General features: G+C 31.2%; 12 protein-coding genes. 6 read left to right on the plus strand and 6 right to left on the minus strand.

Annotated elements, in window-relative coordinates; genetic code table 11:
* The first annotated feature begins 146 nt into the window (after positions 1-146).
* The 4 genes from Anndu_RS09670 to Anndu_RS09685 all read left to right on the plus strand — a co-directional run bounded on the left by Anndu_RS09670 (position 147) and on the right by Anndu_RS09685 (position 3,147).
* On the plus strand, positions 147-362 hold the full coding sequence (locus Anndu_RS09670; RefSeq protein WP_464101008.1) for a hypothetical protein: 216 nt from the start codon (positions 147-149) through the stop codon (positions 360-362).
* Between the two features lie 54 nt (positions 363-416).
* Positions 417-1,844, plus strand: a complete 1,428-nt coding sequence (locus tag Anndu_RS09675; RefSeq protein WP_464101009.1) for a GTP-binding protein — start codon at positions 417-419, stop codon at positions 1,842-1,844.
* Positions 1,845-2,131: 287 nt separating this feature from the next.
* Entirely contained in the window at positions 2,132-2,698 is a 567-nt protein-coding gene (locus Anndu_RS09680) for a Uma2 family endonuclease (protein WP_464101010.1), read from the plus strand.
* 47 nt (positions 2,699-2,745) lie between these two features.
* Positions 2,746-3,147, plus strand: coding sequence for a DUF1824 family protein (locus tag Anndu_RS09685; protein ID WP_464101011.1), 402 nt, complete (start codon positions 2,746-2,748; stop codon positions 3,145-3,147).
* Positions 3,148-3,149: 2 nt separating this feature from the next.
* Here Anndu_RS09685 and Anndu_RS09690 read toward each other — a convergent pair whose 3' ends face one another.
* From Anndu_RS09690 to Anndu_RS09710, 5 genes are all read right to left on the minus strand, one after another.
* Positions 3,150-3,758: a nicotinate-nucleotide adenylyltransferase gene (locus Anndu_RS09690; RefSeq protein ID WP_464101012.1), complete on the minus strand. Its 609-nt coding sequence runs from the start codon at positions 3,756-3,758 to the stop codon at positions 3,150-3,152.
* A 327-nt stretch (positions 3,759-4,085) separates the two neighbouring features.
* The gene (locus Anndu_RS09695; RefSeq protein ID WP_464101013.1) at positions 4,086-4,439 is read right to left on the minus strand and encodes a hypothetical protein; all 354 of its coding nucleotides are present in this window, start codon (positions 4,437-4,439) and stop codon (positions 4,086-4,088) included.
* Between the two features lie 241 nt (positions 4,440-4,680).
* Positions 4,681-5,469, minus strand: coding sequence for a glutathione S-transferase (locus Anndu_RS09700; protein WP_464101014.1), 789 nt, complete (start codon positions 5,467-5,469; stop codon positions 4,681-4,683).
* A gap of 443 nt (positions 5,470-5,912) precedes the next feature.
* Positions 5,913-6,941: a C1 family peptidase gene (locus Anndu_RS09705; protein ID WP_464101015.1), complete on the minus strand. Its 1,029-nt coding sequence runs from the start codon at positions 6,939-6,941 to the stop codon at positions 5,913-5,915.
* Between the two features lie 217 nt (positions 6,942-7,158).
* Positions 7,159-8,679 (minus strand): cold-shock protein, encoded by a 1,521-nt coding sequence (locus tag Anndu_RS09710; protein ID WP_464101016.1) that lies wholly within the window; start codon positions 8,677-8,679, stop codon positions 7,159-7,161.
* A gap of 145 nt (positions 8,680-8,824) precedes the next feature.
* Here Anndu_RS09710 and leuS point away from each other — a divergent pair, with 145 nt between their 5' ends.
* The gene (gene leuS, locus Anndu_RS09715; protein ID WP_464101017.1) at positions 8,825-11,404 is read left to right on the plus strand and encodes a leucine--tRNA ligase; all 2,580 of its coding nucleotides are present in this window, start codon (positions 8,825-8,827) and stop codon (positions 11,402-11,404) included.
* Positions 11,405-11,474: 70 nt separating this feature from the next.
* On the opposite strand, the gene Anndu_RS09720 is transcribed toward leuS, so the two are convergent.
* The gene (locus Anndu_RS09720; protein WP_464101018.1) at positions 11,475-11,909 is read right to left on the minus strand and encodes a DUF6636 domain-containing protein; all 435 of its coding nucleotides are present in this window, start codon (positions 11,907-11,909) and stop codon (positions 11,475-11,477) included.
* 154 nt (positions 11,910-12,063) lie between these two features.
* On the opposite strand from Anndu_RS09720, the gene Anndu_RS09725 reads away from it, so the two are divergent.
* Complete coding sequence (locus Anndu_RS09725) at positions 12,064-14,310, plus strand: pentapeptide repeat-containing protein (protein WP_464101019.1); 2,247 nt, start codon at positions 12,064-12,066, stop codon at positions 14,308-14,310.
* Positions 14,311-14,399 lie beyond the last annotated feature (89 nt).

Consider the following 14,399-nt stretch of genomic DNA (forward strand, 5'->3'; position numbering starts at 1 on the left):
AAAAATAGATTATTTTTAATCATAACAGTTTTATGATAATAAATATCACTTGAGAGTGGACAATTGACAATTGATAATTGTTGAAATTTTTTTCAAATAAGTTTACAATTATTGATAATATATTAGAAATATAATCTAAAATATTTATGAATAAATATCAAGAAAATAAAACACTATTTGATCCAAAAGTGTTAAGAATTGCCCATAAAATTTATCAATGTTATTTTGAAGTTCATCATAATCCTGAAAAATTACCCACTGGTGTAGCGGTTAATCTTAATAGTTATCGAGGGTGTTTGTTATTTAAAGATTATCCTATTTTATTACCGGATGAATGTTTTATCCCTAAAGATCAATTATGATTAAAATTGATTAAATTTCTGAATAAATTAAACAATAATTAATAATTAATCCCAATGACTGATTTTAATTGGAATGGAGAAGAATTAGAAAAAACTTTATTAAGTTTTGGAGAAATTCAGGGTGAATTAAATTATCAAAAAGCCAAAGAATCTCTCCGCAATTTGGTTATTAATTTAGATTTAACCGAACAGGAACAACAGGGCTTAACGGCTGATCTTGATCAGTTAACTTTGATGTTAGATAAATTAGAAAATTCAGTGATCCAAATTGCTGTTTTTGGCATGGTAGGTAGGGGAAAATCATCAATTTTAAATGCACTTTTAGGAGAAAATTTATTTGAAACTGGGGCTTTACATGGCGTTACGCAATCTATTGGATCGGCTAAATGGCGACTAACTCAAAAGCAAATTGGTCAAGAAAAACAAACGGTTAATAAAGTTTCTTTATTGGGGCTAGGAAACAGTCAAATTCAATTAATAGATACTCCCGGAATTGATGAAGTTGGGGGAGAAACAAGGGAACTTTTAGCTAAGGAAATTGCTCAACAATCGGATTTAATTTTATTTATTATTGCGGGGGATATGACTCAAGTTGAATATAAGGCTTTATCCCAATTAAGGGAAGTAGGAAAACCCATGTTATTAATATTTAATAAAATTGATCAATATCCTGAAGTTGATCGCCTTGAAATTTATCATAAAATTAGGGATGAAAGGGTAAAAGAATTGCTCTCACCTGATGAAATTGTGATGGTGGCCGCCTCGCCTTTATATACAGAAGCGATCAAAGATCAAGAGGGTAAAATTAAAATTAAAAAATATCGAGGTCAACCTGAAATTGAAACTTTAAAATTAAAAATTTTGGAAATTTTACACCGTGAAGGTAAGTCTTTAATTGCTTTAAATACTATGTTATATGCTAATGAAATTAATCAACAAATTATTGACACAAAAATGTCAATTAGGGAAGAATTAGCTAATCAAATTATTAATCAAACTGTGGTGATCAAATCTTTAGCGATCGCCTTAAATCCCGTCACAGTTTTAGACTTATTTAGTGGTGCGATTATTGATGTTATTATGATTTTAAAATTATCAAGATTATATAATATTAATTTAAGCCAAAAAGGGGCAATTCAACTATTAAAAAAAATCGCCTTAAGTATGGGAGGAATTAGTGGCAGTGAATTATTAGCAAATCTCGGCTTAAGTGGCTTAAAAGGGATGTTAGGGCTATCTGCTCCCCTCACGGGAGGCTTAACTTTTGCCCCTTATTTATCCGTTGCAATCACCCAAGGAAGCGTTGCCGGATATTCTTCTTATGTGATCGCACAGGTAACAAAAATTTATTTAGCCAACGGTGCGCAATGGAAATCAGAAAGCCCTAAAATGGTAGTAAAACGCATTTTAGAATCCCTTGATGAAAGTTCAATTATTAACAGAATTAAACAAGAATTAGAAGCAAAAATAATTAAAAATTAGTTATTGGTTATTTTATTTTAATAAATTAAAAATTATTAAAAAAGAGATAATTTCTAACAAAAATTAGTTCAATTTATTGAACGATTTTTATTAGCCGTGAAACTTATTTCACGGCGGTATCAATACTTTAAGAGATCACGGTGAGTAATTAACCCGCTTTGAAATAAATTTCAAAGCTAACAGAGATCGTTCAATAAATTGAACTAAGAATTGTATTTTTACTCCCGACTTTGAAAACGCACTGATCCTTATGATATAATTAACTATAATCAATTAGGAGTAAAAACATGGTTGCTGTTAGTCAAATTCAAAAAAAATTAACCTTAGAGGAGTTCTTAGAACTTCCCGAAACTAAACCCTATTGTGAATATATTAATGGAGAAATCGAACAAAAACCTATGCCCCAAGGACAACATAGTATCATTCAAACTTATTTATCAGAAGCAATTAATCAAAGAGGAAAAACCCTAAAAATTGCCTTAGCTTTAACAGAATTACGCTGTACTTTTGGCGGAAGATCTATTGTGCCTGATATTAGTGTTTTTGCTTACGATCGTATTCCTAAAAATGAAAAAGGATATATTGCAAATAAATTTGAAATTTACCCTGATTGGGTAATAGAAATTCTCTCTCCCGAACAGTCTGCAAATAAAGTAATAAAAAAAATTATTTTTTGTATTAAACAAGGTACAAAATTAGGTTGGATGATTGATCCTGATGATGAATCTGTCATGATTTTTCAACCAGATCAATTCCCTGAAATCAAGTCAGAAGAAGAAATTTTACCAGTTTTAGACAGTTTAAAAGATTGGCAATTATCAGTTAAAGAAATGTTTAGTTGGCTGACTATTTAATTCAAGATCATATATAATTTTATCATAAAAACTTTTAACAATTAATTATGAATCAACAACAAGCCTTAACCATTCTCAAACAATATAGTGGTATTAAAATTAAAAATATTAACAGTGATCAAGAAAAGCAAGAATTAATAACCGCTTTACTATCAATTGTTAATTTATCCGATGATCAAAATTTAGGAATTTGTGCTAATAATGAACAAGAAACCTTAAATACTTTAACCAATTATTTAACAGCTTTAAATTGTCAATTTACAATACAAAAATCATCAAATATTAATGAAAATGAACCAATCTATTTAAAATTTAGTACGGAAAGAAAAAGTTATACTATTGAAAATTATACAGGGGAATATCGAGGAGTTTTAATCACTATTTTTGCAGATCAAAATCAAAATATTGAAGGGACTTACGGTTATTTTCCTTTAAATTTATTTAACTAAAATTAAGTTTTATTTTGATATAATTGATATTTGTCAATATATTGAACCACAGAAACAGGTAAAATATTATTATTTTTTTCCTGACGATAAGCACTAGAAGAAACGTCAGGAACAAAAATTTCTACTACTTGATAATTCGCTTCTATTTCATTTAAAATCTTTAAAGATTTTGCTTCAATTTGATAGCCCGGACGAGTTATTATTAATAATAAAACTTTTTTAATTAATTCTTTAACTCGATACCATGATTTAATTTGTTCAATCAGATCTGAGCCTATTACTAAAGTAAATTTTACCTTATCTCCCCATAATTGAGTCGCTTTTTGTACCGTTATAAAACTTCTTAAATGACTTAATTCTTTATGAAAACTAATGTTAGGATATTGTTGATTTAAGTCTCTGACTAATAATCTTAACATTTCATTGCGATAGGCTAAAACAGTCTGATGATTTTTAAAAGGATTATCAGAAGCCCAAACCCCCACATGATCATAATGTTGTGATAACCATGCCAAAATTGCTTGATGTGCGATCGTTGGAGGATCCGCACTTGTGCCAAATAAAGCGATTTGATGATCTTTGATCATAATTGATAATTGACAATTTCCCATTCAAAAAAATCTAATTTATCTATTTAGTTAATAGATTTTATGCTTGTTAGTTTTAACCCATTATTCCAATATAATAACAGATATTTACTCATTTTTTATTTTTCTGACTAATTTTATGATGAAACTATCATTTATTCTTAAAGATTTTAATAATAAATGATCTCAATTTACCGATTTTAAAATATATTCAATCTAGTAATAATTACCCGTCAAAAATATGTAGTAATTTTCTGATTTTCTACTTTTTTAGAAAATGTTTTTTTGCCTAGAGCAAAAAAAAATCTGGGCATTAATACACTCAGATTTTTAAATTTGGGTTATTACATTTCAGCTAATGAATGATAATTGATTCGTAATTAATTGTTTAGCCCAAACTGAAAATTTAAAGCAATTTGTGGAGATGGGTTGATCTGTTGATTGCTTTTCCTGTTCATTGTTAAAGACTAACATTTGATCTTGGGAACGAATAATCATGTCCCCTATTTGGAGGGCGTGTTGCCATCTTTGTCCTGTTTTCCATGCTTGAAATTTAGTAACATTCCAGCGTGGGTTCGGAGGATATCCTGCAAAACCTGCCCTGAGTGCGGCATGATGCGTTATAGGTATAGTAGTTTTAGCTTTGATTTGATCGCCTAAATCTACTAATAAGTGGTCTTGTTGATGGTTTAAGTTACCCAACATTTCTCACCCCCCTCTATTCAATTAAGTTTAGTTAATTATAATTTATATGAAGCAATTTTTATCAGTTGACAACAAATTATGGATAATTGTCAATTAATTATAAGGTTTAACACCTGCCCTTTGATCACGAATAATTAAGGATTGCTTTTCCCCATTTATTTTAACTTATCTATGTTCATAAAACAAGAAACCAAGTCAATAAAAAAACTTGGTTTCTGTGATTATTTTTTCTTATTTAATTTTATTCAATTTCAATGGAAGTAGGAGAGGATTTTGGAGGTGGATTAGTACCTGATTGACGAAAATCTTGATATAAGCGATCGCGCCATTGAAAGAAAGGCTCATAATCACTATTATCCGCTAATCCGGGGATCCCTTTCCCTTTTAAATCTTCAGGAATATCCAAATAGGAATCACTAGGAAATTTGATTAACATACTTAGGCCGGCTACGGTTAAATCCGCTAAAGTCGGTTGATCACAGATTAAATAGGGGCGCTCTTTTAAGATTAAACTTAAGGCTTCTAAATCTTGTTTTAAGGCTTTATTGGCCTCTTTGACTGTATCAGTGCTACAGCCTACCCCTGTGCCTAAAATATTTAATAATTCTGATGGCACAGCCCCGACTAAATTTTTGATCAGCCCCGGAACATTACTGGGTAAAACGGAAGTGCGAAAATTAGGGTATTGATTTAAAGCCCCAAAAAAGGCGGTTCTTCCTTTGATGCCGATGGACTCATCCGCCCATTCTTCCATTAATAAACATTGGCCTTTTTTGACGGGATCCGTTGGTATTAAGGGGCGATCGGGATATTGACGATCTAAATAAAAGGCAATTTCCGTAGAATCTTTAATCACAGTATCCCCATCTTTTAAAATAGGCACTTGGCGATAGCCGTATTTTTGGAAAAGTTCAATTTGTCCAACTCCGGGAGTCACCTCAATTTTACGGTATTCTAAACCTTTATAATCAAGGATTAAGCGGACTTTTTCGCAATATTGGGAAAATTCAAATTGATAAAGTTCAATCACAGATTTTATAATTCCTAAACATAAGTTGATATTTCTTAATGTTATAGCACTACCGACTAGATTTGAGGTAGTAAGTTATTAATCTGGGTTTATGGTAGGGGGTTTTCAATATCAGGGTTAAAATACAATTCTTAGTTCAATTTATTGAACGATCACTGTTAGCAATGAAATTAATTTCATTGTGGGTGAATTTCTCGCCATGATCTCTTAAAGTATTGATACAGGGTTGAACTCAAGTTCAAGGCTAACACAAATTGTTCAATAAATTGAACTACTTTTTATGATAAATTATCCCTTTTTTTATAATTTTTGATCTTTTATGATCAAAAACAAGCTTAAATTTTGATTATAAAAAGATCACAGCGATCATAAAATTTGACTTTGAAAACGCCCTGTTTTCTGGTAGGGGTTAACGGCCGTTAACCCCTGTAATGATCATTTAATTATTCTTCCTCATCATCTTCATCTTCATCATATTCTTCATCTTCATCTTCATCATATTCTTCATCTTCATCCTCATCATATTCTTCATCTTCATCCTCATCATATTCTTCATCATATTCTTCATCTTCATACTCATAATCTTCATCTTCATATTCACTTTCATCATAATCATAAGAATCATCATCCTCATCATCATCTTCCCAAACATCCTCAAAATCAAGATCCGTGACATTTCGGATCGCCCAACAATCCCAACATAACTCAGGATTCGTCATATAATCATAAGGGATATAACAATAACCTTGATCGCCCCAGTCTTCACCCCAAGAGTTGCGCACAATAAATAATTTATGGGCATCTAAATAACCTACACATAACATCGCATGATTACCGTGACTTTCTCGCCCTTCCTCTGTGCTAAAATTAGGCATGGGAACAATACCTTTTTTGCGTGCATGATCAAAAGTTTTAAATAATCTTAAGCCAAAAGTAAAAGGATAACCTTCCGCTAAACAATGTTTCATTGAATAAAGCTCTACGGGTATTTCATCTGCTTCTTCGATTAAAAAATTACTCGCTTCCTCGATGGCTTCCTCATGGGGTTCTTCATTCACTAAGTCAGGATGATAACCCCAAGTTTCCTCACTACAAGAGCCATATTCTTCTAATACTTTAATTGCATTTGTAATAGTACAACCTTGATCTTTTTTTGCCCAACCATCAAAAACCCTTGCATAATAATAGACAAATAAACGACTCACATCTCCCGCCTCTCCTAAATGTCGTTTAGCCAAATATTCATAAGCTCCGACTAAAGAGTTAGCCACACAACTATTAACGGCCGACTGATCTTCAACTGTTGTCATATAGGGGCGCAGATCCACCTTAGTGGGGAGTTGCTCTTGGGCAAAACGACTGGCAGAATAGGCTTTGGCTTTAGGGGGTTTAGTGGTAGATTTTTGAAAACCACCGAGTTTAATTTTTTTACCTGTAGTTTTTTCGACTAATACGGAAAATTTCCCGGCCATAATGATTAATGCTCCTTTGATTGAAGTTAAACTTATCAAAATATCTAAATTTTTGATAGTTTGTTAATGTTTTAATTTTACTCTACTATCAGTTAGTTTCGGGATTAAAAAATTAAAATTACAAACTTCAGCATGGATAAAAAAATATTAACTATTTTTGTCCTATTAAGGCGGTAAATTTTTCATATAATTTTTGATTTCTTATCTTAATTAATTATCAATCAATTTTTTCTATACAGGATAACATATTTAAAGCAAAATCTGTTTCCTCTATTGTATCAAAATTTAATCGTAATTCTAATAATTTAATTAAACTATAAATTGACACTTGTTTAACCTTAATATCTCCATAATCAGCAATTTCTTTTGTTTTTCCTTTTGTAATAATCCATACTTGTTTTGTCTTCCCATCAATTTTTAGCGTTTTACTTCTACTACCACCATCAGATAATCTTATATCAAAAATTAATTGAGATTGTTCTAGTCTATTAACATAATTTTCAATTTGATCTTTTTTTATTAATTCAAATGACTCCCGTAATGTACAATCGTACATTACGGCCAAACTACTAATTATAAAAAAACCATCTGCTCTACCTGCTTGATGTTTTTTATCGTATTGATATAAAGAATGAATGCCTAATAATCTTAATAATAAAAATACTGAATCTTCAAATTCATCAAATTTTTGCGATTGAAAAAGATTATTAAATAAATTTATAAGATTTTGTTTTAAATTCCCTATATTAATTATTTGATCTTGATATTTTAAAACATTATTGTTTGAAAAATCATAATTAGAAAAAATTGAATTTGTACTAATATCATTATCATTAACCTTTTTTTCAATTCTAATTCTATTAGCAAATTTTTTACCTTTTTTACTAATCCCAATAGTAAAACTTACAAAATCACCCTGTTTTAGTGATGAAAACTTGTCATTTTCAACTTCGTTTGCTAAAAAATATAAATCCTTATCTTGTTCTCTATATTTAATCCAACCACAATTTTCTAAAATATTAACAATATATCCTTGAAATCTACAATTAATTTTATAAGCAATTAAATTTCCTTCTTGGTTTTTATATAGAGAAAATATGACGAGCATTCTATATTGTAAAGTTTGATAATCTTGATCTTCAATAGATTGAGAATTAAAAAAATAACTATGATTTAATATTTCCGATGTAATTAATCCTGTATTTTTTTCTTTAAAAAGATTGGAAATATAACCAATAAACTTGAATCTAATATTATTTGCAAATTTTCTTTCCCCATCTTTAGTTATTCCGATATTAAATTTTACAAACATTCCTATTTCAAGATTTTCATATTCATTATCCTGTACTTGTCTTGCTATAAAATATAGATCTTCTACCCCTTCTTCTGGGGTAATAAATCCAGCTTTTTTTTCTCTAATCAAATTTACAATATAACCTGAATGAGTGATAGATTCATTATTGCTAATATCATAATTATTATCAGTAGATGTTGTATTGCTGATTAATTTAATATTATTTGCAAATCTGAAATTATATCCTTCTTTAGAACTTTGTCTGATTACAAATGTTACTAAATCTCCTTTTTTCAAAACATCAAATTGATTATTTTCTACTTCTTTTGCCAAAAAATATAAATTTTTACCATTATCATCGGGAGAGATCCAGCCACTACGTTTTTCAAACGAAATAGAATGAATATAACCTTTAGATCGAGGCGGTTGCAAATTGTCGTTCATTTCTTTACTCTAAATTTTTATATTTGAAATACATATCATTTTTCATTAAACCATATAACAATATATTTTTCTCACACAAAACAAATAATACATAAAACATCTTACAATAGAAGATTGACTTTAAAATTTAAGGAGAAACTATTTAATGAATATTCCAGAAAACCGTTATAATGCCAACGAAATTGAACCGAAATGGCAACAAAAATGGTTAGAATTAGGTTTGGACAATACCCCCGAAGATAGCAATAAACCTAAATTTTACGCCCTGTCTATGTTTCCTTACCCTTCCGGTAACTTACACATGGGTCATGTTAGAAATTACGTTATTACCGATGTGATCGCCCGTTTAAAGCGGATGCAGGGCTATCAAGTCTTACATCCTATGGGCTGGGATGCTTTCGGTTTACCTGCGGAAAATGCGGCCATCGATCGAGGTATTCCACCGGCCGAATGGACTTTAAAAAATATCGCTCAAATGCGAGAACAATTAAAAAAATTAGGATTATCTATTGATTGGGATCGGGAAGTGACTACCTGTTTACCTGATTATTATAAGTGGACTCAATGGTTATTTTTACAATTTTATGCGGCGGGTTTAGCTTATCAAAAAGAGGCTACTGTGAATTGGGATCCAATTGATCAGACAGTTTTAGCTAATGAACAGGTAGATAGTGAGGGTTATTCATGGCGATCGGGCGCAAAAGTTGAGAAAAAATTACTCCGTCAATGGTTCTTAAAAATTACTGAGTATGCAGAGGAATTATTACAAGATTTAAACAAGTTAGAGGGCTGGCCTGATCGAGTTAAATTAATGCAGGAAAACTGGATCGGTAAGTCGGTGGGGGCTTATTTAGAATTTCCCATTATTGGCAAAGATGAAAAAATCGGAGTATTTACTACCCGTCCTGATACAGTTTTCGGAGTTACTTATGTAGTATTAGCCCCTGAACATCCCTTAACTTTACAAATTACAACCTCTGAAAATATGGAGGCAGTTAAGGCCTTTATTGAAGAAGTGAAAAATGAGAGTGAAATTGAGCGCACAGCCGAAGATAAACCAAAAAGGGGTATTTTAACCGGAGGGAAAGCGATCAATCCCTTTACTGATGAGGAAATCCCCATTTTAATCGCTGATTATGTGCTTTATGAGTATGGAACGGGCGCAGTAATGGGAGTCCCTGCCCATGACGTAAGAGATTATAAATTTGCAAAAGATAATAATTTGCCAATAAAAATAGTTATTTTACCTGATGACTCTGATAATACGGATATTGAATTTAAAGAAGCATATACTGAAGCAGGTACAATGGTTAACTCAGGACGTTTTGACGGAATGCTCTCCACAAAAGGCAAAGAGGCGATTATTAAATATGCAGAAAATAACGATCTTGGCAAAGCCCGTATTCAATACCGTTTGAGGGATTGGCTGATTTCCCGTCAGCGTTATTGGGGCTGTCCCATTCCTGTGATTCATTGTGAGGATTGTGGCATTGTACCAGTACCGGATTCTGAGTTACCCGTTAAACTACCGGAAAATGTGGAATTTACCGGTCGTGGGGCTTCCCCCTTGGCACAGTTAGAAGACTGGATCAATGTTAAATGCCCTTGTTGCGGGAAAAATGCGAAAAGGGAGACTGATACAATGGACACTTTTATGGATTCTTCATGGTACTTTTTAAGATATACTGATGCTAAGAATAATCAAGAAGTTTTTAACAGAAATAAAGTCAATAATTGGATGTCAGTTGATCAATATGTGGGTGGAATTGAACACGCAATTTTACATTTATTATACTCACGTTTCTTTACTAAAGTGTTAAGAGATCGGGGATTAGTTGATGTAGATGAACCATTTTCTAAGTTATTAACTCAAGGAATGGTTCAAGCAATGGCTTATAAAAATTCTGTTACTGGTAAATATATTGTGCCTGAAAATGTGGAGATTAAAGAAGAAAATGGCGAAAAAGTTTATTATGAAAAAGGAACTGATCATAAACTTTCTGTTTTCTTTGAAAAGATGTCTAAATCTAAATATAATGGGGTTGATCCTCAACAAGTTTTAGGAAAATATGGGGCAGATACGGCGAGAATGTTTATCCTATTTAAAGCTCCTCCTGAAAAAGATTTAGAATGGGATGATGCGGATGTTGAAGGTCAATTTCGCTTCTTAAATCGGGTATGGTTATTAATAGATAATTATGCTGGATCTGCTTTAGAAAAGGGGGGATATCTTACTAAAGAAGAAAAGGATTTAAAAAGGGCAATTCATACGGCAATTAAAGAGATTAAAGAAGACTTAGAGGGTGATTATCAATTTAATACGGCTGTGTCTGAATTGATGAAATTAAGTAATGCTTTAAAGGATGCAAAATGCAAAAATTCTGCAATTTATCAAGAAGGAATTGAAACATTATTGTTACTTTTAGCACCTTTTGCTCCCCATTTAACCGATGAATTATGGGCTAAGATTGGTAATAATAATTCAATTCATTTACAAGGATTTCCAGTATTAGATGAAAGTGCTTTAATTGTAGATGAAATTACCTTAGTTATTCAAGTTATGGGTAAAACCAGAGGCACAATTCAAGTAAGTGCAAATGCAACTAAAGAGGAGTTAGAAGAATTAGCGAAAAATTCCGAAGTTGGTAAACGCAATCTTGAAGGAAAAGAGATTAAAAAAGTGATTGTTGTACCGAAAAAATTGGTTAATTTTGTGGTAGCTTAATTAACTAGATAGGGTGGGTTGTAATTCCCACCTTAAAATTATTAATAATTAAATAATAATTAAATCATAATTAAAATGTCTGCCATCTTTCACGACTCAGAAAAAAGCCATTACCACTGGCATTAGTACAGGTAAGCCCATTTCTGTTAGATCTACAATTAAAACCGTCATAATGCCAAGTATTGCCGTAAGAGAGGGTATAATCATCACTGGCAATAGTGTCGCTAATACATAAAACTCTGGCTTTTCCAGATTCAGGCAATAACAGGCCGGCACCCCAATCAAATTCACAAAAACCCCCATCAGATTGAGGTGGTAAGGGATTGAGTGAACTTCTGATTTCACAGCGCAAAAATTTTTGTGAATTTACTTCAATTAAACCGCAATAAATGTTACGACTAGGCATGACAAAAGTATCTAATAAACCATCTGCTAAACTAGAACTAGGATTGAGAATTGTTAATAAGCCAGTAGTTGCTATGGTCAAACTTAATTTTTTGTACATCTGTGTTTTCCCTTATCATAATTATCTATCTTTCAATTATAATATTTTTATTTAGAATATAAGAATTAACTTTTATCTGATCTGATCAAAAGATGTAAAATCTTTATGTTTAAAGTTAAAATTTTTCTATTATGTAGATAATATAATCAAAATTATGAGTGAATCTGAATCTGCCATCGCTATGTCAGCGAAGTTACAACAACTAGAACAGGAATTAGCTAAAGTCTCTAAGTATACCGTCTGGATCAAACTTCAGCTAGATCAAATTAATCAATCTCAATCCTCTCAAACTTTACCACAATTAGAACAACAAATAATTGCCCTTAATTCCCGTGTTGATCAGCTTTTACCTCAAATTAATCAAAATGATAGTCAAAATGGGCTAAAACAGGATTTTATCGCCTTTAGAGACAAGATACAAGAGGAGTTGCTATCCTACCAACAGCTTTTAAATACTGCTGTTTCTGCTTCACAGTTACAAGTATTAACAGAAAAAATTGAATCTTTAGAGGATGATTTTCAAAATATTCAGCAAATTAAAGAGAAAAATTTACAAGGTAATATCCCTAAATCAGAGGCGGGAGTAAGACAAGATGATTTTCAATTATTCCAAAGTCAAGTTAAACAACACATCAAAAAAATTAAGGAAAGATTACAAGAAACTGTTGTAAATAATGATGATTTAGCTAATCTTAAAAAAGATTATGAAATGCGTTTAGAAAAGTTTAATCAAGATTTAACTTATAAACTTGATAATATTGATTATTTAGAAGCAAAAATTAATGAAAAATTAGATCGTTTAAGTGAAAAAATTGAGCAAAGAGTTGATTTAGATCGCTTTCAAAAATATCAAGAAAGTGTTAATTATCAATTGGAATTTTTGCGGGAAAAACTAGAAAAAACTGCTGAATTTCAAGAATTAAAACGCTTTCAGGAAAATGTAGAAAGACAAATTAATCAGTTAGCAAAACAATTAGAAAAAGACACAGAAAGTAAAGTTAATCCTTCCGAAATTGAAACTATTAAAGATACCATAGAAGCCCTGAAAAGTGATCTACAAAAAATTGGCAAAGAAAATTTATTACCCCTACTCAATTCCGTTAAAGAAATGGGGGAACAAACTGTTAATATTATTGAAGATCATACTGATATGTTAGGGGTAGAAAGTTTTATTGAGAAAAAAAATAAAGGAGAACATTATTTTGCTGGAATTAATTTACAACGTGCCGAATTAATGGAAGAAACTTTGCGCAATTTAAACTTAAGTAATAGTAATTTAAGTAATGCTAATTTAAGCGGTGCTAAAGTTGAAAATTTAAACTTAAGGGGTGCTAATTTAAGTAATATTAATTTAAGTCATTTAACTATTATTAAAGGCAAAGATCGCCGTCAATCTTTGTTAGATTTAAGGGAAGCTAATTTAATTAATGCTAATCTTCATCAGGCCGATTTAGAAGTATCATTATTAACAAAAGCCAATTTAACTAATGCCAATTTAACTAATAGTTTATTATGGAAAGCTGACTTAAGGGAAGCTAATTTAACTAATGCTAATTTAAGCGATGTGGATTTAGAAAGAGCCGATTTAAGTTATGCTAATTTAGAGGGGGCAAATTTAACCGGAGCTAACTTAAGAAAAGCGAAATTAATGGGGGCAAATTTAACCGGAGCAATTCTAACTGAAGCTTTACTTTTTGATGCCACTTTTGAAGATTCAATTATTGAAAAAACCAATTTTGATTATGCTTTTTATAATCATTCTACATGGTTTCCTCGCAATTTTGATCCCAGTGAAACTAAGGCTTATTTATTAGCTTCCGGTAGCAATTTAACTAATGTTGATTTGCATGGAGTTTATTTAGCTGATTGTAATTTAAGTCGGGCTGATTTAACAGATGCAAACTTAAGTAATGTTAACTTAAATCGGGCTAATTTAGCACAAGCAAATTTAACTAATGTTAACTTTTATAATGCTAATTTAGAGAATGTCAATTTTCATCAAGCTAACCTAACAAATGTTAATTTAACTAATGCTTATTTAGAAAAAGCTAACCTTGCTGGTGCTAATTTAACAGGGGTATCTTTTCAAGATGTAAACTTAACAAAAGTCAATCTTAATGCAGTTAATTTAACGGGTTTTAATTTAAACAATGTTAATTTATTTGGCGCTCAATTAAAAGGGGCAATTTTAGATCAAACCGACTGTCGCAATATTCAGTTACAAGAAAGTAATTTACAGGGCGCTAGTTTGAAAGGGGCTGATCTGCGTGCGGCTAACCTTGAAAGTGCGGATCTGACTGGGGCAGATCTAACTGATGCGGATCTGCGTGGTGCTAATTTAGATCAAACTATTTTAACTGGTGCTAATCTTAATCATACTAAGTTTGATCATACAAGTTAATAAATAATACTTTCTTAAACCCCATCCCCTCAAGGATAGGGTAGTTTTTGAAATTAAATTTTGCGCTCAATATCAATGTTTAAAATTAT

Source organism: Annamia dubia NIES-4383, assembly GCF_055394725.1.